We start from the raw sequence: 22,755 nt of genomic DNA on the forward strand, positions 1-22,755 counted from the left end.
CGAGAAATTCTAACATAATGACTTTTCATTGAGCAGAAAGGTATATATTCCCCCATCATTTATACGGAGTTCTTGTGATGGAAGACAGTAATAAAAACAATTCTATAAATAACGAAGAAAGCGGAGATAAAACTAAAATTGTAAAGACTCAAAAACGAGACAATGCAATTAAATCAACCAAACTCACTAATAATGAAACCTCCGTTAAAAATAAAAATGAAACAAATACAAAACTGTCTCAAAAAGAAAACACTCCGTTAGTTAATAAGAAAAAAAACAATAAAGATGACTCATTAAATAATAACAAAGATGTTATTAACGAAAGCGTAATAGGAGCGACCGTTAAAAATCGGTATGAAATTGAGTCGGTTATTGGGCATGGTGGGCTTTGCGATGTTTACTTAGCTAAAGATAGGATTCTTGAATCTTCAGGTTCAGAAACACCCTACGTTGCGTTAAAAATATTACAGAAAGAGTTTGCTTCTCAACCAGAGACTGCACGCATGTTAATACGTGAAGCTCAACAAACTCAAAGGTTAAGCCACCCTAATATCATTAGGGTTTTTGATTTTGGTGTTGATGGCGAAATATACTTTTTAGTTATGGAGTATATTAACGGAGAAACATTAGAGAGTTTAATACAGCGTTCTAGGCCCCATGGGCTGAAGTTTAATGCAACTTTATCAATCCTAAATCAGGTACTCGATGCACTCTCATATGCTCACTCTCTTGGTGTAGTGCACGCCGACCTAAAGCCCGCTAATGTGATTTTAACGTCTGAGGGTAACGTTAAGTTGCTTGATTTTGGTGTATCTAAAACTCATCAATTAAAGCAGGATCAATATGCGGCTAAACGTAAATCCGAAAATGTTGAAACGCTTGGTTATACTCCCAACTATGCATCACTCAACCTGTTATCCGGTAAGGAACCGAACTTAAGCGACGATATGTTTGCTCTATTTTGTATTGCTTACGAGCTATTGAGTTGCAAACACCCTTACGCAAGAACTCCAGTTAATGAAGCTCTCAAAAAGAAGATCAAGGTCTCTAAACCAACTAACATGCCTGCATCTAAGTGGCCAATATTTTCAAGCGTATTTTCAACTGGCATCATTCCGAACGAGCTGACCCCTGAGCAGTTGAAACGCAAATTGAATATGCGCTATTGGCCTATCGCTAGCGGCGCGGCAGCGAGTATATTATTAGTTAGCGGCATTGTATTTGGTTATCAGCAGCAACAAGAAACCATCGCCAATTTGGAAACCGTTATTAGCAAGCAAAATGATCAAATTGCCGGACAAGAGTGGCAGCTTGATACGCCAGCAGAAAAAAGTTTGGCACTGATTGATAGTGAAAAAAGCTTACATCCAGTCGTTAAGGCTGGCTTATTACGCTTACACAAGACCTATATTCTCAGCGAGTTTGAATCTGAAATTGATCAGGTTTTGAATTCTGATGCCAACAACTACCCGAATTATGATGAAATTGAGTCCATACTTGATAAAGCAAAAACCTACTACCCTGACTCACATAAAATAGAAGTTCTTGCCTTAGATATTCAGTCAAGCAAGCACTCCACGTTACTTTCGATAGCAAGGCAAATCAACAGTCAACTTGAAAAGTCTCGGTACAGTAAAGAAGACGGCAGTAAATCCATCTATGAGCTCAAGGATGAGTTAAATCAGATTCATCAAGGTTATCCTTTCACGCCAAGTTCGTTATCTAGCGATGTTTTCGGTCAGCACCTCACTGAAGCACTCCAAAAGAAAGACGCAGCTGCACTTGTTGCTCTTATTAAGGTTGGGAACACCTTCTTTTCAAACGTAGAAGAGCATCAAGAGAACTTACAGATAAGTAATGCGATGAAAGATGCAGTGCTGGAAATGAAATTATATGAGACAGCGCTAGATTCCAGCAGCCCTCTACCGTTTCCAGAAGATGCCGCTAGAATCCTGTTCCAAAAAGAGTTTGAAAACTTTTATTCTCGCCTAGAAAAGGCAAGGACGACAACTCATCTCGATAACTTGGTGAAGGATGTGGATCTGTTCTCGAAAAACTTTCCTATTGGTTTTCAGGATGTTAACGATTTAAGATTCAAAACTGCTGATAAATACTTACGCTTCTCCGATATATTACTTAATAAGCGAAGGACTTCAAGCGCAAGACGCGCTATGAAGAAAGCCAACGAGCTTATGAAGCAAATAGAACAGGACTCTAAGCAAAGCTAGTAATACAAAAGGGACGCGAGTCCCTTTTTTGCCGCAGATCACTTGCCAATATGCAACTAGATTGCTAATTTATACTTGTACTTAATGAGGAGAGTTAGCCTTGACTGAAGGAATAGTCAAAGTTGGCGAACGTCTGGCGTCCGTATGTAACGATAGCCTTAAACTAGGACTGCAAGACACTTACCGACTCGGCGTTTTACTTGGAAACGTCCCCTTTGCTACTTGTGTTAAAAACACGCGAGTTGAAGTTTTTTCATCCCTACATTTCGACCATTGCCGTTTGGATATAAGTCAAAATATCTTTAACAATGACTTTCTTTTTGTAAGTTTATCTCAAGCGACAAGCAAACTATTTCTGCTCAAATACTGGTTATGCCATTCATACCTTCGGCTAAGCCTTCATTATCCGAAACATTCCTCTACCGCAACGTTTAATAGGGGTATACATGATTAATTTTGATGTTCTCAATACATACATGGATAACGACGTAGATCTGATCGTCACTGTTTTTTCTACATACCTTGAAGATCACACGAATGATATAGAGCGTATAGATGAGCTATATACAAGCAGATGTTGGTCAGAACTCTATCTATTAGCGCATAGTTTAAAGGGCATTCTAGAGAGTTTCGGAGAAGACACCGCGGTCATTGCGTTTCAAAGAATAGAAGAAAAAACCAGAAACGATACAGCGCCAGATAGCTCAGATATAGCTATAGTTACTGAAGAGCTAGCTGCAATTAATCAACAAATCTTCGCTTACTTGAAGAATATGCAATAAAGAAATTCAAGGCTTAACTGGGGGAAATATGGCAATGAATAATAGCAATTTCAGGGAGTTGATTGAGTCTCTCAAAGACCTAACACCAACTCAAAAAAGGTACTTACTTAGCCGTACAAAGATGGCGCTAGATGATGAAAATAATATGTTAAACATCAGTGATATTCTAACACCAGAAGAGTTGGAGGCGTTACTATCACCAGCACCAACAACGAATACAAAATAACAATGATATACAACGCAACCGTCAGATTAACGCTAGGGACCAAGTGAAGCAAATCGACTTTGCTTGGTTGTTAGTTTCTCTCCCAATTCCTTTTCACTACAACAAACGTATTGTTTTCGAAACCTTTTTCCAATTTAAACAGGTCAGATAATTGAGCGACTAACATCAGTCCGCGACCAGAGGAGGACCAACTATCGTCATCCATTAAGTTAGGTGCCTCAATCTGTTTATTTTTATGTTGGATGAACGTCTTCTCATTGATCGGCGCTCCGCAATCAGAGACTCTCAGTTCCACGAAACCGGACACTTGGTCATCCCCAACCCTACACTCCACTTCAATTGGCAGGCCTTCTATTTCACTGTAAGAATGAATATAAGCGTTATTCATGAGCTCAACGACACAAAGCTCCAATGATTGAATTGCATTTAAGGGGATTTGATGACCCATCAAAAACCGAACAACGTCTTTGCTCGCACTTCGTGAGTGAGTAAGGGAGCTCCCGTAAGTTCGTTTAAATTCGCTCTTTGACATTCTTTTCCTTAAAATCGAGCCTCTCACCATGCCATTTTACCTGTAAAAGGCTGGCATCATCATCAAACTCATCTTCGTTGTGCCAAGATTGTACTTTTTTAAAGACGTCTCCCACTTGATCTTCAACTGGCAGCGTGCAAACAGCTTTTATACTCGATGCCAATCGTTGTAGTGAAAACATCTCCTCACCCTGCCTCGCTTCAATCAAGCCATCCGAATAAAGCCACAATGCATCGCCCTCATCCAGATTAATTTGGTTACCGATATATTCCATCGGCTGCATTGCACCAACGATAAAGTTATCGTCACCTATCTGTTCCATCGTTTTCGTACTCGCTCGCCAAACTAAGATCCTGGGGTGGCCAGCCGTGCAATAGCTAAGTTGCCCTGATTTTGTGTTAAGAATGGCGTAAGCCATAGTAAAGTAAAGTTGACTGTTTCTAGTTTGCTGATAACGCCGATTTAGCCGTTCAATCACAGATGCTGGCTCACTTACGCAATAGCCGTCATCTCTCAACTCCATCGTGATCGAATCAGGCCCCTGACTTTGAGATAGCGTCTGTTGAATAGAAAAAGCCATCAAAGCTGAAGAAATACCATGACCAGAAACATCAAATACATAAAACGCAACATGTTGTTCATCGAGCTCCAAATACCCCAACATATCACCACCAATCTGGGAGCATGGTTTGTAGACATAGCTAAAATTTACATTCTGAATAGTTGATTCAGCAGGGAGTAGTTGCTCCATCAGATGACTAGCAGACTGTAGGTCTTGGTGAATTGTTTGATAGGCCGCATCTAGCTCTTTATTTCTCTCAACGAGTTTGTTGTGCAGTTCTAAAGTACGAAACCCCGCACGGATTCTGGCCTGAAGTTCCTCTACAGACGTCTTCTTATCTACGAAATCATCTGCGCCAGCATCAATGCCTTTCACGATCGAACTTTGGTCATTTCTAGAAGACAGTAGAACAAAGAAAATGTAACGTTCGCTAACTTTAGATTTTAATTGGCGACACAATTCAATACCATTAATTCCAGGCATCATTAAATCACTCAGCACAAACTGAATATCAGGGCGGTGGGTTAGCACCTCAAGCGCCGCTCTTCCGTCTTCAACTGCAACCACTTCATAGCCCTGCTTTTCCAATGCACTGCTGATGTAAAGCAGTACTGTTTTACTATCATCGACCAAAAGAATGGGTTTCATCTTCCTCCTTAATACGGTTGCTTTACTGGCTAACGCAAAACACTAGTCACTGACTGCTCATTTCTAAAACGGCTGTAGTCTTCGGCTAATAATTGGTGTTGATATCGAGTGTAAGACAACGCTTCATTAGAAATTAGTATCTGATGCTCTTTTTCGATTAACTGACTTTGCAGCCTTTCAATCTGTTCATTCTGCTGTGTGTAATTGAGGTACAGTGCGAATAGACCAAAAACCGAAACCATTAACAGGGCGATTAGAATATTATTGATAGTTTTCACTTGAATACTCATGACCTCTCCTTGTCTATTATTAGACTTTCCATGATGAAAGAGAGCGTCTACGGACCAAGAGCCCAAGGCTCTAAAACGCAACGAAGCAAATTGAGGTTGTTTTTCCAATTATAGGCGATAGGAGAAAAAATAAGAAAAATCTGAAAAAATTTGAATATCCTGCTGAGTTAAGAATCGGTAAGGTGGTAGCAGCGAGCTATCATCCACTCGCTGCAATACATTAACTCTGAAATGCAGGTCTAGCTAAAATTTGGTTATACCATCGAGCAATGTTTGGCGACGTCGATAGCACATCAATTTCTAGGCCTTTAATTGCGAAACTGATCAAAATAAAGCCTGTTATATCGACGATAGTAAAATGGTCTACGGCGATAAAATCATTATGTTCAAGGCGCTTGTCTAAGACAGGCAGAAATTCGTAGACGCGTTGTTTTGATTCTTCGCCCCATGCTTCAACGCAACGTTCTCTGTCTCCATAAACTCCGGTCATGTTTCGAAACGCCTGAAATGCCGCATTTAGTCCTTGGAACTCCACCACACGATGCCACATTTCCACCTGAGCACGTTCGAGCTGGTTAGCACCAAACAGCGCCAGATCATTTTCAAACGCTTCATCTAGGTAGCGACAAATCGCCACGCTTTCACAGATCGTCGTACCATCATCCAGTTCCAGCAGAGGCACTTTGCCATTCACGCTTTTCGATTTAAACGGTTCAGATAGGTTATCGCCCTCACGAACGTTCAGCGCAATTCGCTCAACCTCGCCACCGATTTCCTTCAGAAAAATGCTAACTCGCTTACAACTTGGAGTCATTGCGGTTTCATAGAGCTTCATTTCACATCCTTTTATCTTTTTCTAACCGATTGGTTAGGATATACTGTAGTCAGTTTATAAACGATCAGTCAAGAACTTCACTATCAAAAATTTTCAAACAGTTGTGGGTCTGTTTGCTGAGCGAGATTTTTGATGCCGTTTGTGAGTTCACATGAATTTGGAGGCTGATACCCAAGAATAGATGGGTATTCATCATATTGGTTCAGTTCGAACGCTAGAGGTTCTCTGTACTATCCCTCCAAAGCAATTTAATTACCCGATAAGCAGGCCCAGGCAGGTAATTTATGGCAAGAAAAGCCAACTTCGACCGAGATGAAAAGCTTCTCGTGGCTATGGATGTGTTTTGGCGCAAAGGCTTTGCGAACACGTCTATCTCAGATCTCACCGACGAGTTGAACATCAACCGCTTCAGTCTTTACAACACCTATGGTGACAAGCAACAGCTCTACTACGAAGCGCTCGATACTTACTTAAAAAAGGTCTCGCTACCGTCACTGAATGATTTAGAAAAAGACGATGCGTCTTTACCTGAGTTGGAATCGTTCCTTAAATCTTTTGCTGAGCTGCAACGAAAACGCAGCTGCGGGTGTTTTATCCAAAATGCGTTGATTGAGCACGCTGGTGAAGACGATGATGTACTGCGTAAAGGGCATTTCTTATTTGACCATCTTATCGACATCATTGCAGATGCGCTGACCAATGCACAAAAAGAAACCTTAGTGCCGAAAACGCTTAAACCAGAAGAGCTTGCTCGTTTTGTTCTCAACAACATGCAAGGCATGCGCGTGCTTGGCAAAGCCAAACGTTATGCCGATTTGGATACGGCGCTTTCCTGCTTGCTGGTTTTGATTAGGAAGTGACATGTCGATTGAAGTGATAGCGGTACGTCTTACCAAAGGCATGGACTTAAAGCTGAACCTAGCGAAATTGGTCGAGCAGTATGGTATCAAAGCAGGCTCGATTGCTTCATGCGTTGGTTGTGTCTCTGACCTCAACCTTCGTTTGGCAGGTGCAGAGAGTACGTTAACCAAACAAGAGCCATTTGAAATCGTCTCTGTGATGGGAACCCTAACGCCTGAACATCAGCACGTTCATATCTCGGTGTCTGATCGTGAAGGACGAGTCTGGGGCGGGCATTTAATGGAAGGCACGGTTATAGATACCACCGCAGAATTGATCATCCATTCTTACTCAGAACTTGAGTTTACCAGAACGATGGACGACTCGACCGGCTATACCGAACTGCAAGTGAATCCTTCCAAATAGTAAAAAGCTCCAGAGCAATACTGTGCTGTCTCTGGAGCTCTATTCGCTTGTCTCTTACGCTAAAAATTCACTCATACAGAGCAAGCTAATTTCGAGGATCATTCTTCGACTATATGACAAACCTGATTATCGTCGACCGTTACTTGCCAAGTTTTTAGACCGTGCGCTTCGTCTTCTAAACACTGCCCGCTCTTTAAACTGAAGTGCTGTTTATACAGTGGTGATGCAACACACATCTCACCATCAATATCACCGACAATCCCTCGACTCATCACATTAGCCTTACCAATTGGATCCCAATCTTGAACGGCGTAAACACCGCTATCTGGAATGTAGAATAGCGCAACGTGCTCGCCTTCAATCAATACAGTAGCACCGATAAACGGCATTAAGTCATCAAGCTGACACAATTTCACTTTGGTTAAAGCTGCCATTTACACCTCCTGTTTCACTGGAATACGCTGACCGCGCACACGTTGGTACGGCAAGACTTTGCTGCCCGACGTGCTGTTCAAGAAAGGACGGAAGCGTTGCAATTTCTGAGGATTATCCAACGTACTCTTCCACTCACATTGATACGTATCTACGACTCGTGCCATTTGTTCATCCAAAGAATCACATAGGTTGAGAGAGTCATCCAAAATCACTTGTTTAAGGTAATCTAGGCCCCCTTCCATGTTCTCCATCCACACCGACGTGCGCTGCAAGCGATCTGCGGTGCTGACGTAGAACATCAATACTCGGTCGATCATGGTGATCAACTCTGATTTGGATAAGTCAGATGCAAACAAATCAGCGTGTCGTGGTCTCATGCCGCCATTACCACAAACGTATAGATTCCAGCCGTTTTCGGTGGCGATCACCCCAATGTCTTTACTTTGCGCTTCTGCACACTCGCGAGTACAGCCCGATACGGCAAACTTAAGCTTATGGGGCGCTCGCAATCCTTTGTAGCGGTTCTCTAACTCAATGGCTAACCCAACCGAATCATCAACACCATAACGACACCAAGTAGAACCGACGCAAGATTTCACGGTGCGCACCGATTTGCCGTAGGCGTGCCCTGTTTCAAAACCAGCATCAATCAAGGTTTGCCAGATTTCAGGAAGCTGTTCTAACTGCGCACCAAATAAATCTACGCGCTGACCGCCAGTGATCTTGGTGTACAGATCGTATTGCTGAGCAACTTCACCTAGCACGATAAGTTTGTCTGGTGTGATTTCGCCGCCCGGAACACGAGGCACAATCGAGTAAGAACCATCTTTTTGCAGGTTTGCCATAAAGGCATCATTAGAATCTTGCAGAGATTGATGCTGTGGCTCCATGATGTGTTCATTCCACAAAGAAGCAAACACAGATGCCGCTGTCGGCTTACAGATATCACACCCATGCCCTTTGCCATGCAGTGCAATTAAGGTGTCGAAGTCTTTGATCTGTTCCACTTGGCAAATATGGAACATCTCTTGGCGGCTGAGCTCAAAGTGCTCACAAAGGTGGTTGTTAACCTCTACCCCCATGGCTGCCAGTTGAGTATCCAATACCGACTTCACCATATTGCTACAGCCACCACAGCCAGTACCGGCTTTAGTGTTGGCTTTAAGGTCCGTCAGGTTGGTAGTGCCAGCTTGAATCTCGGCAACTAAGTCGCCTTTTGTGACGTTGTGACAAGAACAGATGATGGCGCTGTCTGGCATCTCTCCATCTAACATTCCGGTATCAAACAGCAGGTTCGCCGCGTGGTCTGGCAGGACCGTTTTGTTCAAATAACACTGTAAGAGCGCATCGTAATCGCTGTTGTCACCAACGAGAATCGCACCGAGCAATTGGGTACCGCTCGCATCAACCACCAGCTTTTTGTAGATACCTGCAACCGCATCTTGCAACACCATTTCCTGTGCGCCTTCAGTTTGCATTTGTGCATCGCCGATAGACGCCACATCCACCCCAAGCAGCTTGAGTTTGGTGCTCATGTCTGCACCTTTAAAACCTTCGCTCGGCATACCAGTCAAGACATCGGCAGTGGTTCTCGCCATGGTGTAACCGGGAGCGACCAAGCCAAAGATCTTCTGCTCCCAAAGGGCACATTCGCCAATCGCGTAAATGTTCTCATCGCTGGTTTGGCATTGGTTATTAATCACAATGCCGCCTCGCTCGCCTATTTCTAGCTCAGCCAGCCTTGCCAACTCATCTTGAGGACGAATGCCTGCGGAGAAGACAATCACATCCACTTCGAGAGGATCTTTGTCTTTAAACACCATACGATGCTTAGCCGTTTCACCATCACAGATTCGTTCCGTACCCGTTGAGGTGTGAACGGTTAGCCCTAGCGCTTCAATCTTCTCTTTTAGCACTAAGCCAGCACCATCGTCTAACTGCACGGGCATCAGGCGGGGAGCAAATTCAATAACGTGAGTTTCTAACCCCAATAGTTTAAGTGCGTTTGCCGCTTCTAAACCCAACAAGCCGCCGCCAATCACTGCGCCCGTTCTTGCGCCTTCACATGCTTTTTTGATTTGTGAAAGGTCATCAAGCGTGCGATAGACAAACACGTTGTCTCGGTCTTTACCTTCAATTGGAGGCACAAACGGGTAAGAACCGGTCGCGAGCACAAGTTCGTCGTAACCCAGCACATCTTCACCATCAAGGAGAATGCGCTTTTGCTCTCTGTCGATGCCTGTTACTTGGCTGCCAAGTACGAGTTGGATGCCATGCATGTCGTACCATTCTTGGTTACTCAGCATCAAATCATCATGAGACTTACCCGCAAACAAAGAGGACAACGGTACACGGTCATACGCGATAAAACGCTCTGCACCAATCACGGTAATTCGGTGCTCCAAATGCGCGTTTTTCTGCACTAATTGCTCGACGAGGTGTTGCCCAACCATACCGTTACCTACCACAACGATGTGGCTCAATGCGTTCTTTACTGGAATCGTTAAAGGACTGTTCATCGCTGCCTCCTTATGCCGTTTGCGCTGCGGTTTTGGGTTTGTCTTCTTTCGAAGCAGGAATCTCGACTTTGGATTGCTTCTCGTAAAGGAACTTCAGCACCGCTTGTCGACACTTCTGATACTGCGCATCATCTGCCAGTGCGACACGCTCGCGAGGACGCGGTAGATTCACTTCCAACACTTCACCAATGGTCGCTGCCGGACCGTTAGTCATCATCACGATTTTGTCGGATAGCAGCACCGCTTCATCCACGTCATGTGTAATCATGATGACGGTATTGTTTAACTCGGCTTGAATCTTCATCAGTGCATCCTGTAAATGCGCACGAGTTAACGCATCCAACGCGCCAAATGGTTCATCCATCAGTAGAACCTTTGGTTGAAGTGCCAGTGCTCTGGCGATGCCGACTCGCTGCTTCATACCGCCCGAGATTTCATCCGGCTTTTTGTGCGCAGCATGCTGCATTTGAATCAACTCTAAATAGTGGTTCACTTGTTCCTGAATCCACGCTTTGCCCTTTTTGCCGGCGATTTGTTTTACTGCGAGCTCAACGTTTTGATATACGGTGAGCCAAGGTAATAATGAATGGTTTTGAAACACCACTGCGCGGTCAGGTCCCGGTCCTCCCACCTCTCGTCCATCGACGATCACGCCGCCATCTGTTGGCATGTGCAGCCCTGCGACTAAGTTCAATACCGTTGATTTACCACAGCCAGAGTGGCCAATCAGCGATACAAACTCACCTTTATTGATTTGTAAATCGACGTTCTTAAGCGCGATGAACTCGCCATCTGGCGTTGGGAATCGCATCCCTAAACGCGTTAGATCTAATAATGCTTTTTCCATGATCTTTTCCCTTATCTCAACGCTTGTTGTTTATTCCAAGACAGCCACTTTTGAAGTTGCAGCATGCCTCTATCGAGCATCAAACCGATAAAACCAATAGTGATGACTGCCACCATGATGCGACCCAATGATGCCGAGCTGCCGTTCTGGAACTCATCCCAAACGAACTTGCCCAACCCTGGGTTCTGAGCGAGCATTTCTGCCGCAATCAATACCATCCAAGCGATACCTAAAGAGAGACGTAAACCGGTGAAGATCATTGGAATGGCAGAAGGTAAAACGATGGTGCGAATGTGCTGCCACCATGAAAGTTGAAGCACTTTACTCACGTTGATTAAGTCTTTATCAACGCTCGTTACACCCACTGCGGTGTTAATCAGCGTCGGCCACAAGCTACACAGCGCCACAGTGATCAGTGAGTTGATGAACGACTTAGCAAACATCGGGTCATCACTCACATAAGTGGCACTCACCACCATAGTGACGATAGGCAACCATGCCAAAGGTGATACGGGCTTGAGCAATTGAATGATTGGGTTGAACGCTTGATACAGTCCTTGATTCAGACCAAGCACGATGCCAAGTGGAATCGCGATAACCGTCGCCAGCAAAAAGCCCGCGGTTACGGTCACTAAGCTTGTTATGATTTGGTCGAAGAACGTCGGTTTACCTGTGTAGGGACGAATCTTCACTTCCGCGTCTGGATTCTTGGCTAACTTCGCCGCATTACGTTTTTCCTGACGCTCGATAAACGCTTGTTCTTTTTCTCGCTCTTGCCAATGGTCATCGACAAGGTTGCTGAACTGCTGAAAAGTTTGCACAGGTCCCGGTAGCGTACCTAATGAAGTTTGCACTTCTCTCGCTGCTAAGTGCCACATTGCCAAAAAGATCAGCAAGCCAATGACGGGCAAAAGCACCAGCCGACTTCGGTTCACTACCTGCTTAGCAGGAAAAAGGGAAATGACATTACTAGACATACTCACTCCTAAGAAATTTACATCCTTGTTATTGCGGGCAGACTCACCTGCCCGCTGTATTTTTTGTAGGACTGCTCATCCTAAACTTTGTCTTTTCCTTTAAGCCCGATAGAGAACTTCTCTAGATATTTATTTGGCTCGCGACCGTCATAAACGATGTTGTCGATAAAGTGTGTTTGTGGCGCACGGAAACCATCTTCAGCACTAAAATCTGGGAAGTCTTTTTTGCTCAACACACCATCTTCAATTAGCGCTTGAGCTGCTTGTTGGTAGATATCTGGACGGTAAACCTCTTTTGCGACATCCATGTACCAATCATCGGATTTCTCGCTTGAGATTTGCCCCCAGCGGCGCATTTGAGTCAGATACCAAATCGCATCGCTGTAATACGGATACGTGGCGTTATGACGGAAGAACACGTTGAAGTCTGGCACGTCTCGTTTGTCGCCTTTCTCGTATTCAAACGTGCCCGTCATTGAGTTGGCGATAACTTCGGCATCCGCTCCAACATACTCACTTTTTGATAGCATCTTCACTGCTTCTTGGCGGTTGGCATTGTCGTTTTCATCCAACCAATGTGCCGCTCGAATCAAGGCTTTCACTACGCGAATGTGTGTGTTTGGATATTTCTCAGCCCAAGCTTTGGAAACACCAAATACTTTCTCTGGGTTGTTCTTCCAGATCTCGTAGTCGGTCACGACTGGCGTACCAATGCCTTTGAATACAGCTTGTTGGTTCCATGGTTCGCCTACGCAGTACCCTTTGATCGTGCCCGCTTCCATTGTGGCTGGCATTTGTGGTGGCGGTGTAACACTCAAAAGAACATCAGCATCCAGCTGGCCACTGTTATCGCCTGATTCTGGGGCATAAAAACCTGGATGGATCCCACCCGCTGCTAACCAGTATCGCAACTCATAGTTGTGCGTCGATACAGGGAACACCATGCCCATATTGAAAGGTTTGCCTTTATCCAGATAGCTGTCGACCACAGGCTTCAGAGCATCCGCTTTGATTGGGTGAACAGGTTTGCCATCTGGTTGTTTTGGAATGTATTGCTTCATCTGCTCCCAAGTATCATTGGAAACCGTGATTGCGTTGCCGTTCAAATCCATACTGAACGCGGTAATCACTTCTGCTTTTGTGCCGACACCAATCGTCGCGCCCAATGGCTGACCAGCAAGCATGTGCGCGCCAGCAAGCTCACCGTCGATGACTCGGTCTAAAAGCACCTTCCAGTTTGCTTGCGCTTCTAAAGTGACGTACAAACCTTCGTCTTCAAAAAAGCCTTTCTCATAAGCAACCGCCAGCGGTGCCATATCGGTTAACTTAATAAAACCAAACTTCAGGTCTTCAATTTCTGGTTCACCCAACTCTGCCTTTACGCTGACCGTGGTGAATACCGATAACGAAATTGCTGACACTTTCAGCATCGAACTCCATTTCATTGGTTTGCTCCCATAAAAAAAGCGCCACTACTCCGAAGAGCAGTAGCGCCGTTGCTAAGTCTACAATTACCGCCGTTGATAATTGAGATAAGCGATTCAACAATAAACCCAATTCTACTAATCCAATTACTGTGCCAACTTATTTTTTACAGTAAATACAATAAATTAGATTATTCCACCGTTTGTTATTCCCTCTTATTGCTTGCTGATAGTGCAACACGCACCACGTTAGAAAATGCACCCTAACCCCAAAGTGGTAGGTCGACTAATCCAACACTTCCAAAGTTGTTATCAAATTTTTGGCAACTTGTGCGAGCGTTTGGCTCGATTGCATGGCTGAATTTCTAAGCGCTTTGTAAGCCTGTTCTTCATCAACGTTGTGCATCTTCATCAGCAGACCTTTGGCTTTTTCCACCAGCTTGCGCTCTTCAATCTTATGGGTCAGCGATTCAATTTCCGATTGCATACTTTCGAATTTCGCTCTCACCAATGTCGCATGTTCAATCCAAGGCTGAAGTGCAAATTCACTATCGTGCGGCATGAGCACATAGTCCATTTTTTCTGATAACCGATTGATATCATTGGATGACAATTGCTTTAAGACGATAAGAAGTGGTGCCGATTTTCTGCGGCAGAAATCGACGATCAAACGCAGTTCGGCCGTCGGCTGCTGCCATCCAACCACAACGCTTGCTGACGGTTCTCGTTGCACTAACGTTTCTAGTTGTGCCAATTGGCAACCCATGATGTTGTCGTAATCTTTGCTCAATAAGCCGGACAATCGAGCCTGCTCTTGGAGGCCATCACAGCATACTATAATGGGTGTTTTTGACGTTGATTGAGTCATGCACATTCCTTGTTTATATCTCACTCACTAAGAGAGACATAACAAGGAATGTGCCAACTAAAGTTGAAGCGTTTTAACTAGAGGCGAGATGTTCTTTGAAGAAGCCGAGTGTACGTTCCCAAGCGAGCGCCGCTTCTTCCGGTGCGTAGCGTGCTGTTGAGTCGTTATGGAAGCCGTGGTTGACGTTCTCATACATTAACGCTTGATACTGTGCGTCGGTTGCGATCAATTGCTGCTCATAAGCAGGCCATGTGTCGTTAACACGCTTATCGAGCCCTGCAAAGTGAATCATCAACGGCCCTTTGACTTGCTTTTGGATCTCTTGAGCCGCAGGTGTTCCATAGAAAGGCACACCTGCATCGAGTTCTTCTGGCATAACTGCTGCGAGCATGTTGACAATGTATCCACCGAAGCAGAATCCAACCGCGCCCAATTTACCGTTTCCACCCTCGTATTGTTTGAGGAAGTTAGCGGCTGCAATAAAGTCTTGTTCGATCTTGGCTCTGTCCATCTCTTTCTGCATTGCGCGACCTTCATCGTCGTTCCCCGGATAGCCGCCGAGTGGATAAAGCGCGTCTGGAGCGAAAGCAATAAAGCCGTCTTTTGCAAGTCGCCTAGCCACGTCTTTGATATAAGGGTTCAGACCTCGATTTTCATGAATCACCAACACGGTCGGCGATTTCAAGGTCTTCTTCTGTGGCATCACCAAATAACCACGCCCTTCTCCATACCCATTTGGAGATGGAAAGGTTTCGTAAGTTGCTTTGATGTCAGGATCGTTAAATGAAACTTGTTCTGCGAGTGCGTAATTCGGGGTTAGCGCGTCAACCAGTGCTGTCATGCTAAAGCCAAGCACAGCAAGGCCACCCAGCCTATTTAGAAACTCACGGCGCGAGATTTTTCCGTGGGCGTATTCGTCGTACCAATCGAAGGCTTCTTGCGGGATCGGATGAGAAGCCTTTTCACTAGGAGTGGTATGCTTTAGAACCATTATCCATGTCCTCTGTGTCTTACCATATGGGATTTTCTCATTCTCAAAAGCGCAGCGAGAAACGAACGCGATTGAGGCTAAAACTGCGGTTTCACCACTCTGATACGGAGCAAGGTGGTGAAACACATCATTGGCGAGCTAGGATCTTTTACCTTCTTCAAACAATAGATAATGGATTCAGATTCAACAACTTTGCGTCGTTGGTTTTACATTAATTGACAATAGTGCGTCATTGCTGGGCGCAATAGGCTTGCCAGTAAGAGAAGGCTCGTTCGAATGCTTTTTCTCTGTCGTGCATTTGTGCAAATAGCACCACTGTCATGGTGGCAAGAACCGTATTCGCCATTTGGTTCATGTCATCTTCTGACGTCCCAAACGGGCAGTTCGCAGGCATTGTCACCTCAGACAGCATTTGCTCCGTCCAGTAGTGCGATGTCACGCCGCTTGTTTGGCTTAACCAGACCGTTTGGCTTACTTTCGGGTTGTATTCTGACTCACCCGATTGTCCTTTGAAGGACACAACAGCATGAGCGGTTTGACCAATCTCGTATTCGACTTCAGCATGAAGTTGTTGGAATCCAGGATGGAAGCTACCACGAATACCAACCGTCGCCTGCCCCGGATTCAATGCTCGAACCACAGTATTAATCGGCGTTCTAAGCCCATAACGATTCTTCCAACCGATCATGGTTTCTGCTTGAGCCGCAAACGCACTGAGCGGCAGATACACGATGTTTTGTGTTTCTAACACACGTTTTGCGTCTTCGGCTGATTCCGCTTTCTTGATAGCAAACTTGTCGAGGTAATCTTCAGCATGCAAACGACCAGATTGACGGTCGTGATAACCATGCATCAGCACTTTATGGCCATTATCGGCGAGGATCTTCGCTGCCAACAGGTGCCAAGGTTGACCTGCCGCTTCACGTTTACCTGCATAACATGGCCAGTCGATGTCTGCACCAATAGCAGGCATGCGGGATTGGAATGCTTTCACAAAGCCGGCGATTTCTTGTTGAGTCTCGTTCTGTACACGAATCAGCATCAATAACATTGCCATCTGATCGTCATCGCACTCACCGTTTAGGTATTCATCCATAACTCGAAACGCTTGGTCAAAGTTCAGTGGTTTTCTACCACGTTCGCCACGACCGACTGTTCTGATACACTCCAAAATGCTGCTCATATTCCCTCGTATTCCGTCACTGACTGTACGGTTTCTATTAATTGTTCGCGCAGTTTGACAACTTCTCCCATCACAATCAATGCTGGGCTGATGCCTTTAAGTGTAATCGATAACTCATTGAGCTGATTGAGTTGGGTAACATGCACTTGTTGTTGAGGGCTGCAACCATGAGTGATGATCGCGACTGGAAAATCTTCTCTCAAACCAGAGCCTATTAAACTCGTTTGTATTTGCGATGACTTTTCTAACCCCATATAGAAGACTAACGTTTGTCCGCTTTGCATCAGTTGGCTCCACGCTTCAAATGCGCCTGTTACCACTTGCCCCGTCACAAAGGTAACGCTACGAGCAACGCCACGATGAGTCAGCGGAATCAAGCTGTTTGCTGAACATCCAATCGCAGCGGTAATGCCGGGAATGACTTCGTACGCGATTGAGTGTTTGACGAGTGCTAACGCCTCTTCACCTCCACGGCCAAATACAAAAGGATCTCCCCCTTTTAAGCGTACAACTCGCTTTCCTTGTTGAGCGAGCGATACCATCAAGTCACAAATTTCTTCCTGACCAATACTAGGTTGTCCGCATCTTTTGCCCACGTAAATCCAATCGGCTTGTGGCGAAGCCAACTCCAAAATATCTTTGTTAACCAAACGGTCGTACAACAGTACCTCTGCCGACATAATCGCTTTCACAGCCTTTACCGTTAACAAGTCAGGATCGTGCGGCCCTGCTCCGACAATCGAGACAAAACCTTTGTGGTTCGCGTCCAGGTCTAGTGAATGGTCTTCTAAAAGTTGGTTCAGTTTGCTTGCTTGATCATGCTTAGAAAAGCGAGACGAGCGTTCTTGTTTCTGACTCGCTTGTCCTTTCTTAAACCAAGACTTTTGATAAGGCGCTTCCATGTGCTTATCCTCTTTATGACTTACTTTATTTGAATAGCCAAACTTTGCTGGTTCGCTTGCTGTTTGCCCTTTTGATGCTGATGGCTGTCGACCATTTGTTTGATTTGAGAGACGCACGAGCCACAGTTAGTACCGCATTTGAGTTTGTTTTGAAGTTGGGTCACTGACGTGCAGTCTTGTTTCTCCATCGCGTCATGTATTTGTTTATCGGTAACGCGGAAACAACTACAAACCAGTTTGGCGCTACTTTGCGATTGAGTGATGGTAAGCAGTTGCGATAGCTCCATCGGTTTGCCAATCAAGCCGGTAAAGTTGGTGTAGTCGGTTTGAATCGGTTCACTAGACACCACTAAAACAGAACGAATGATACGAACCTCTCCAACAAGGTCGTAATCCACTGCTAACCAACCTTGGGCAATATCTATCGTAATTCTGCGGCTCTTTTCCGTTCGACAAAAACTCTGCTTCTTTGGTCGCTTATCGTGTGCAAAGCGCCAAATGCCCAAATTGCTTTCTGCTTGAAATGCGCTGTAGAGAAATTTACCGGAATCAAACTGTGTACCGATGAACATACCGTAGGTTTTTACCGCCGCATCTTGCACTTCAACATAAGACGACTTAAACGCAGGCTGCCCGGAAATAGGGTCTTTTGCGCTGTTTACTATCGCGTTAACACTGCTTTCACCGCCATATCGACCTGCCCAGTGCATTGACATAAACAGCTCCTGAAAACCCAAACCTTCATCAATGGCAACTTTGGCATAAATACCGGTGTTTGAAGTAGGCTGAAACAGCTTGGCGAGTTGTCCTGCTTTTAAGCGATTTTGAGTGGCAGAGAGTGTGTTCATGTACACGGTTGGCTCTAACTCTGAGGCGGCTAGGTGGGCGATATGCCCTGTGCGCGTCATGGTATGCCATTGGTCACGTTGCCTGCCCGTATTGAGCCACCAGCCTTTTGTTCTTTCTAAGCGCGTTGGAGATTCACTGGTCACGACAAAACGCGCTTTTCCATCTGGGTGTGAATAGACGCCATCAGCAAAAGGGCGCTCTCCTCCCCATTGTGTCGGCACCCACTCTTCGTATTCTTGCTCGGTTAAGTTGGCGTATTGAGAAAGATCTAGCTTCAATGGCGAATCTGCATTCATGCCTGTCATCGCGGCATATTCCCTGAATACCGCCCGCTCAGAAGTAAACGCAAAGCCATTTTGTGTCTTTTCCAATGCACACAGAGCTTGCCCAACTTGGCTTATCGCCCACCAATCTGATTTTGCTTCACCGGGAGGCGTTTGAAACTGGCGCTGCCTTGAAAGTCGACGCTCAGAATTGGTCACCATGCCTTGCTTCTCCCCCCAGCCAGCGGCGGGTAGCAATAGGTCCGCGTAATTCGCCACATCCGAATCCGCTGTGATATCGGAAACAATCACAAACGGACAAATCTCTAGCGCACGTTTTACCAATTGGTTATCTGGTAAAGAGACAACGGGGTTGGTTGCCATGATCCACAGAACTTTAATCTCACCACGTTCTACCGCCTCAAACAGCTCAACGGCTTTTAAACCGGGCTGAGTGGCAATTTCTGGTGAATCCCAAAACGCCTGCACTTGCTTGATAGACTCCGCGTCAAAAGCACGATGAACCGCTAACTGGTTGGCCAATCCACCGACTTCTCGCCCACCCATTGCATTCGGCTGCCCTGTAATAGAAAACGGCCCGCAACCTGACTTGGCAATTTTGCCTGACGCCAAATGTGCATTAATAATGGCATTGCCTTTATCGACACCATTTTCGGCTTGGTTAACTCCTTGGCAAAACAACGTGATTGCGGTTGGGCTTTGCGCAAACCATTGGAAGAATGTAGTCAGCTTTTCTTCTGAAATGCCAATGGAAGACGTCAAATTAGTGACATCGTAACGCAAATCAGAAACTTCTTCTGTAAGTGCATTAAATCCGTCGGTATAGGAGTTTATGTATTGAGAATCAATGCATTGCTGCTCAATAAGAAACTTAAGCAGCCCATTAAACAGTGATACATCCCCATCGTTTTTAATTGGTAGATGCAAATCCGCTTGCTGTGCGGTGACCGTTTCACGAGGGTCAATAACCACCAGCTTGAGATTAGGATTGTTCTCTCTCGCTTGTTGAATACGTCGAAATAAAACAGGGTGCGTCCAAGCGGTATTAGCACCGCAAATGACCAACAGCTCAGTCTTATCAAGATCGTCGTAATTGACGGGAACGACATCTTCACCAAATGCTCGTACATGAGCCGCAACCGCCGAAGACATACACAAACGGGAGTTAGTATCGATGTTTGCGCTGCCAACATAGCCTTTCATGAGTTTGTTGGCGACGTAATAGTCTTCCGTCAACAACTGACCAGAAACATACATAGCGACGGAATCAGGTCCAAACTCCGCTTTCGCTTGATGAATCTTTTCTGCAATTAGATCTGTGGCTTGTTGCCATTGTACTTCTTGCCCTTGAGGTCGCTGCTTGGTGACAAGCTTTGGATACAGCAAGCGCGAAGGCATATTCAAGCTCTCTGCCAACGCGACGCCCTTTACGCACAGTGAGCCCGCATTTGCAGGATGACACGCATCCCCAACGATTCCTTTCGCATTGACCTCGACACCACATCCAACACCACAATAGGGACAAGTGGTTTTTTTGCATCCTTGCGACATAACACCTCCAGTGCGATTCAGCCCAACTTACTAGCAAAAAAAAGCCTCTCCCGAATCGAGAGAGGCAGCAATGCCTTTAACGCTGTTAGTACATTTTCAAAAAGTAATACCCTATACCGCTCTCGCCTGCTATTAAGAGCGGCGCATCGAGTTATCGATGAACGTTTATGTAAAGCAAGTGAGGTGCCAAGATTAAAAACCCTTACCATACAAAGGGTTAGCTTAAAACCAATTATAGCAACGTAATGCTACGCACTGATTGTGTGCAAATTTCGGTCATTATCGTGCAGTATTACTTTACTAATTCCATAACTAACCTGGATTCTTCGTCACCAAAATAATGCGCTTCTTCTTCTAACGTTTTAAAGCCAAGGGAGAGGTATAAAGACAATGCAGGTTGGTTCTTAGGATCGACAGTCAATTTCACGCTTGAGCCTAACGTCAACGGCGCAATAACGTTTTCTAGGAGGGAACGCGCAATACCTTTACCTCTATGTTGAATATCGACGGCCAATGACATGATCCAATATTGATGTGCATTTGTGCTAGTCGTTAGCAATATATACCCTGCGACCTGCTCTCCCTCTTTTGCTACCAGTAAGGTCTCTCCCCAACAATCAAAAGCTTGCCGAAAGAAAAATTGAGGATAGGCGTGTTCTCCAAATAAAGTATTTTCGAGCTTATATATGGCAAATAAGTCCTCTTTTTGCGCAGACAAGATGTCCATTCAATGACTCCTTCTTTAACATGAATGGCAGCAGTATACCTAAATCTCATCTAAATGACGGGACACAAACATCTCAATTAAGTGCTTAAGAAATGTAATATTCTTCCTGAAAATTAGGCCTAACTCACTTAGAACATACATCCGTGATTAAGTTTTAACCGCAAAATCAAAAACCACACAAGATGAAAATTTCAACACATACAACCATTAAACGCATTAAATTTAAGAACTTTATTCTGGTTTATTGAAAAATTCATAGTTGGATAATTTACAACCACCCCAAATTCACAGCATTATTCACCAAGCTTCGCGTGTGATAATAAACACTAAAACCTTTACCATTTTCAGCATTATTATTTTTATAAAAGCGAGTTTTAAAGTGAAAGAATCTCGAAATGCCTTAAATCCTAGTGAAATAAACACAACCACAGCTTGGTCAAAACATGATACACATTGGGTTCTTAGCCTATTTGGAACAGCCGTTGGCGCAGGCATCCTGTTTCTGCCAATTAACCTTGGGATTGGTGGTTTTTGGCCTTTAGTCGCGATGGCAGTACTTGCTTTTCCAATGACCTATCTTGCGCACCGTGGCTTAGCTCGTTTTGTACTATCTTCTAAGATCAAAAACGCAGACTTCACTGATGTAGTGGAAGAGCACTTCGGCGCAAAAGCAGGCCGTTCTATTTCACTGCTGTATTTTCTTTCGATCTTCCCGATCCTGTTGATATATGGGGTTGGAATAACAAACACAGTAGATAGCTTCATGGTAAATCAGGCTGATATGGCTTCTTTACCTAGACCTTTGCTTTCTGGCGTACTAGTGTTTGCACTAATTGCTATTATGATGGCGGGTGAAAAAGTAATGCTACGGGCCTTTGCCATTATGGTGTTCCCACTTGTTGCCATTCTTGCCTTTCTATCATTTTACTTAATACCGAACTGGACCATGCCTGTCATGGATGTGCCAGAAGCGTCAGCTTTTGCTAGCACTATGTGGTTAGCAGTTCCTGTAGTGATTTTCTCGTTTAGTCACGCAGCTGCAATTTCAAGCTTTGCAAATGTACAACGTCGCCATTACGGTAAGCAGGCAGATGCCAAATCCGAAGTTATTCTTCGTCGCACTAGCATCATGCTGATTGCCTTTGTTCTTATTTTTGTATTTTCCTGTGTGCTAACACTGTCACCTGAACAATTGGCTCAAGCAAAAGAACAAAACGTATCCGTATTGTCTTACTTAGCGAACGCAACCGATAATCCATTTATTGCAACACTTGGTCCTTTAGTAGCGTTTGTCGCTATCACTTCATCTTTCCTTGGGCATTTTTTAGGTGCGCGTGAAAGCTTAAATGGTTTAATTAACAAGCATTTTAACCTACCTGAGAAGCGTGTTGATCGTATCAGCGTGGCAGCACTGTTCTTCTCAATCTGGGCGGCGGCGATCATGAACCCAAGTATTCTTGGTATGATGGAAGCATTGTCAGGGCCTGTTATTGCAATGATCTTATTTATTATGCCAATGTTAGCGGTGTATAAAATCGAGGCGATGAAACAATATCGAGGAAATATCTCTACTTACTTTGTTCTAGCAGCAGGCATTGTGGCGGTAAGTGCATTGATTTTTAGCTTCTTCAGCTAATAACTAAAGACTAGCTTGGATTTTCAGGGGAATACCTTACACAAGGTTAAGGTGATTCCCTGAATTTTCTTACTCTTTAAAAGGTAATCATCGTTACCCTTGGCTCTTAAATAAGAGCGAAAACACCCGCAATCATAAGTACTGAAGCGATGCAGGTACGGCCGATAATGCCGAAGTGCGAAGGTTGAATCAT

At 44.8% G+C, this 22,755-nt stretch carries 21 protein-coding genes; 6 read left to right on the forward strand and 15 right to left on the reverse strand.

Annotated elements, in window-relative coordinates; genetic code table 11:
• The first annotated feature begins 77 nt into the window (after positions 1-77).
• The 3 genes from R7P36_RS11460 to R7P36_RS11470 all read left to right on the forward strand — a co-directional run bounded on the left by R7P36_RS11460 (position 78) and on the right by R7P36_RS11470 (position 3,236).
• Positions 78-2,228: a serine/threonine-protein kinase gene (locus tag R7P36_RS11460; protein ID WP_318122155.1), complete on the forward strand. Its 2,151-nt coding sequence runs from the start codon at positions 78-80 to the stop codon at positions 2,226-2,228.
• A gap of 446 nt (positions 2,229-2,674) precedes the next feature.
• Complete coding sequence (locus R7P36_RS11465; RefSeq protein ID WP_005375918.1) at positions 2,675-3,010, forward strand: Hpt domain-containing protein; 336 nt, start codon at positions 2,675-2,677, stop codon at positions 3,008-3,010.
• 34 nt (positions 3,011-3,044) lie between these two features.
• Positions 3,045-3,236, forward strand: coding sequence for a hypothetical protein (locus R7P36_RS11470; RefSeq protein WP_005375916.1), 192 nt, complete (start codon positions 3,045-3,047; stop codon positions 3,234-3,236).
• Between the two features lie 70 nt (positions 3,237-3,306).
• Here the strand turns inward: R7P36_RS11470 and R7P36_RS11475 are convergent, their stop codons facing one another.
• The 4 genes from R7P36_RS11475 to R7P36_RS11490 all read right to left on the reverse strand — a co-directional run bounded on the left by R7P36_RS11475 (position 3,307) and on the right by R7P36_RS11490 (position 6,103).
• On the reverse strand, positions 3,307-3,768 hold the full coding sequence (locus tag R7P36_RS11475) for an ATP-binding protein (protein WP_005375914.1): 462 nt from the start codon (positions 3,766-3,768) through the stop codon (positions 3,307-3,309).
• Entirely contained in the window at positions 3,749-4,978 is a 1,230-nt protein-coding gene (locus R7P36_RS11480) for a PP2C family protein-serine/threonine phosphatase (protein WP_213899568.1), read from the reverse strand. The genes R7P36_RS11475 and R7P36_RS11480 overlap by 20 nt, the downstream gene beginning before the upstream one ends.
• A gap of 29 nt (positions 4,979-5,007) precedes the next feature.
• On the reverse strand, positions 5,008-5,268 hold the full coding sequence (locus R7P36_RS11485) for a hypothetical protein (RefSeq protein ID WP_017820228.1): 261 nt from the start codon (positions 5,266-5,268) through the stop codon (positions 5,008-5,010).
• Between the two features lie 220 nt (positions 5,269-5,488).
• A complete protein-coding gene (locus tag R7P36_RS11490; protein ID WP_005375905.1) occupies positions 5,489-6,103 on the reverse strand; it encodes a glutathione S-transferase family protein in 615 nt (204 codons plus the stop codon).
• A 284-nt stretch (positions 6,104-6,387) separates the two neighbouring features.
• Here R7P36_RS11490 and R7P36_RS11495 point away from each other — a divergent pair, with 284 nt between their 5' ends.
• Both R7P36_RS11495 and R7P36_RS11500 read left to right on the forward strand, forming a co-directional pair.
• A complete protein-coding gene (locus tag R7P36_RS11495) occupies positions 6,388-6,963 on the forward strand; it encodes a TetR/AcrR family transcriptional regulator (protein ID WP_005387553.1) in 576 nt (191 codons plus the stop codon).
• Between the two features lies 1 nt (position 6,964).
• Complete coding sequence (locus R7P36_RS11500; RefSeq protein ID WP_042604124.1) at positions 6,965-7,369, forward strand: PPC domain-containing DNA-binding protein; 405 nt, start codon at positions 6,965-6,967, stop codon at positions 7,367-7,369.
• A 98-nt stretch (positions 7,370-7,467) separates the two neighbouring features.
• Here R7P36_RS11500 and nirD read toward each other — a convergent pair whose 3' ends face one another.
• The 11 genes from nirD to R7P36_RS11555 all read right to left on the reverse strand — a co-directional run bounded on the left by nirD (position 7,468) and on the right by R7P36_RS11555 (position 20,926).
• Complete coding sequence (nirD, locus tag R7P36_RS11505; RefSeq protein WP_017634206.1) at positions 7,468-7,803, reverse strand: nitrite reductase small subunit NirD; 336 nt, start codon at positions 7,801-7,803, stop codon at positions 7,468-7,470.
• Positions 7,804-10,323, reverse strand: coding sequence for a nitrite reductase large subunit NirB (nirB, locus tag R7P36_RS11510; RefSeq protein WP_318122158.1), 2,520 nt, complete (start codon positions 10,321-10,323; stop codon positions 7,804-7,806).
• A 10-nt stretch (positions 10,324-10,333) separates the two neighbouring features.
• A complete protein-coding gene (locus tag R7P36_RS11515) occupies positions 10,334-11,170 on the reverse strand; it encodes an ABC transporter ATP-binding protein (RefSeq protein WP_213899569.1) in 837 nt (278 codons plus the stop codon).
• 11 nt (positions 11,171-11,181) lie between these two features.
• Positions 11,182-12,147: an ABC transporter permease gene (locus R7P36_RS11520; protein WP_005375889.1), complete on the reverse strand. Its 966-nt coding sequence runs from the start codon at positions 12,145-12,147 to the stop codon at positions 11,182-11,184.
• Positions 12,148-12,227: 80 nt separating this feature from the next.
• Positions 12,228-13,592, reverse strand: coding sequence for a CmpA/NrtA family ABC transporter substrate-binding protein (locus R7P36_RS11525; protein WP_005387573.1), 1,365 nt, complete (start codon positions 13,590-13,592; stop codon positions 12,228-12,230).
• Between the two features lie 265 nt (positions 13,593-13,857).
• Entirely contained in the window at positions 13,858-14,439 is a 582-nt protein-coding gene (locus R7P36_RS11530) for an ANTAR domain-containing response regulator (protein ID WP_213899570.1), read from the reverse strand.
• Between the two features lie 73 nt (positions 14,440-14,512).
• Positions 14,513-15,430 (reverse strand): dienelactone hydrolase family protein, encoded by a 918-nt coding sequence (locus R7P36_RS11535; protein WP_054578976.1) that lies wholly within the window; start codon positions 15,428-15,430, stop codon positions 14,513-14,515.
• A 229-nt stretch (positions 15,431-15,659) separates the two neighbouring features.
• Entirely contained in the window at positions 15,660-16,613 is a 954-nt protein-coding gene (locus R7P36_RS11540; protein WP_054578977.1) for a glycosyl transferase family protein, read from the reverse strand.
• Positions 16,610-17,515, reverse strand: coding sequence for a uroporphyrinogen-III C-methyltransferase (gene cobA, locus R7P36_RS11545; protein ID WP_054576758.1), 906 nt, complete (start codon positions 17,513-17,515; stop codon positions 16,610-16,612). Before cobA ends, R7P36_RS11540 begins: the two co-directional genes overlap by 4 nt.
• A 20-nt stretch (positions 17,516-17,535) precedes the next feature.
• Entirely contained in the window at positions 17,536-20,199 is a 2,664-nt protein-coding gene (locus tag R7P36_RS11550; RefSeq protein ID WP_213899571.1) for a nitrate reductase, read from the reverse strand.
• A gap of 292 nt (positions 20,200-20,491) precedes the next feature.
• The gene (locus tag R7P36_RS11555) at positions 20,492-20,926 is read right to left on the reverse strand and encodes a GNAT family N-acetyltransferase (protein ID WP_054574324.1); all 435 of its coding nucleotides are present in this window, start codon (positions 20,924-20,926) and stop codon (positions 20,492-20,494) included.
• A gap of 379 nt (positions 20,927-21,305) precedes the next feature.
• Here R7P36_RS11555 and R7P36_RS11560 point away from each other — a divergent pair, with 379 nt between their 5' ends.
• On the forward strand, positions 21,306-22,562 hold the full coding sequence (locus R7P36_RS11560; protein ID WP_158155229.1) for an aromatic amino acid transport family protein: 1,257 nt from the start codon (positions 21,306-21,308) through the stop codon (positions 22,560-22,562).
• Positions 22,563-22,755 lie beyond the last annotated feature (193 nt).

This window comes from Vibrio sp. 397 (assembly GCF_033339395.1).
GTDB lineage: Bacteria > Pseudomonadota > Gammaproteobacteria > Enterobacterales > Vibrionaceae > Vibrio > Vibrio alginolyticus.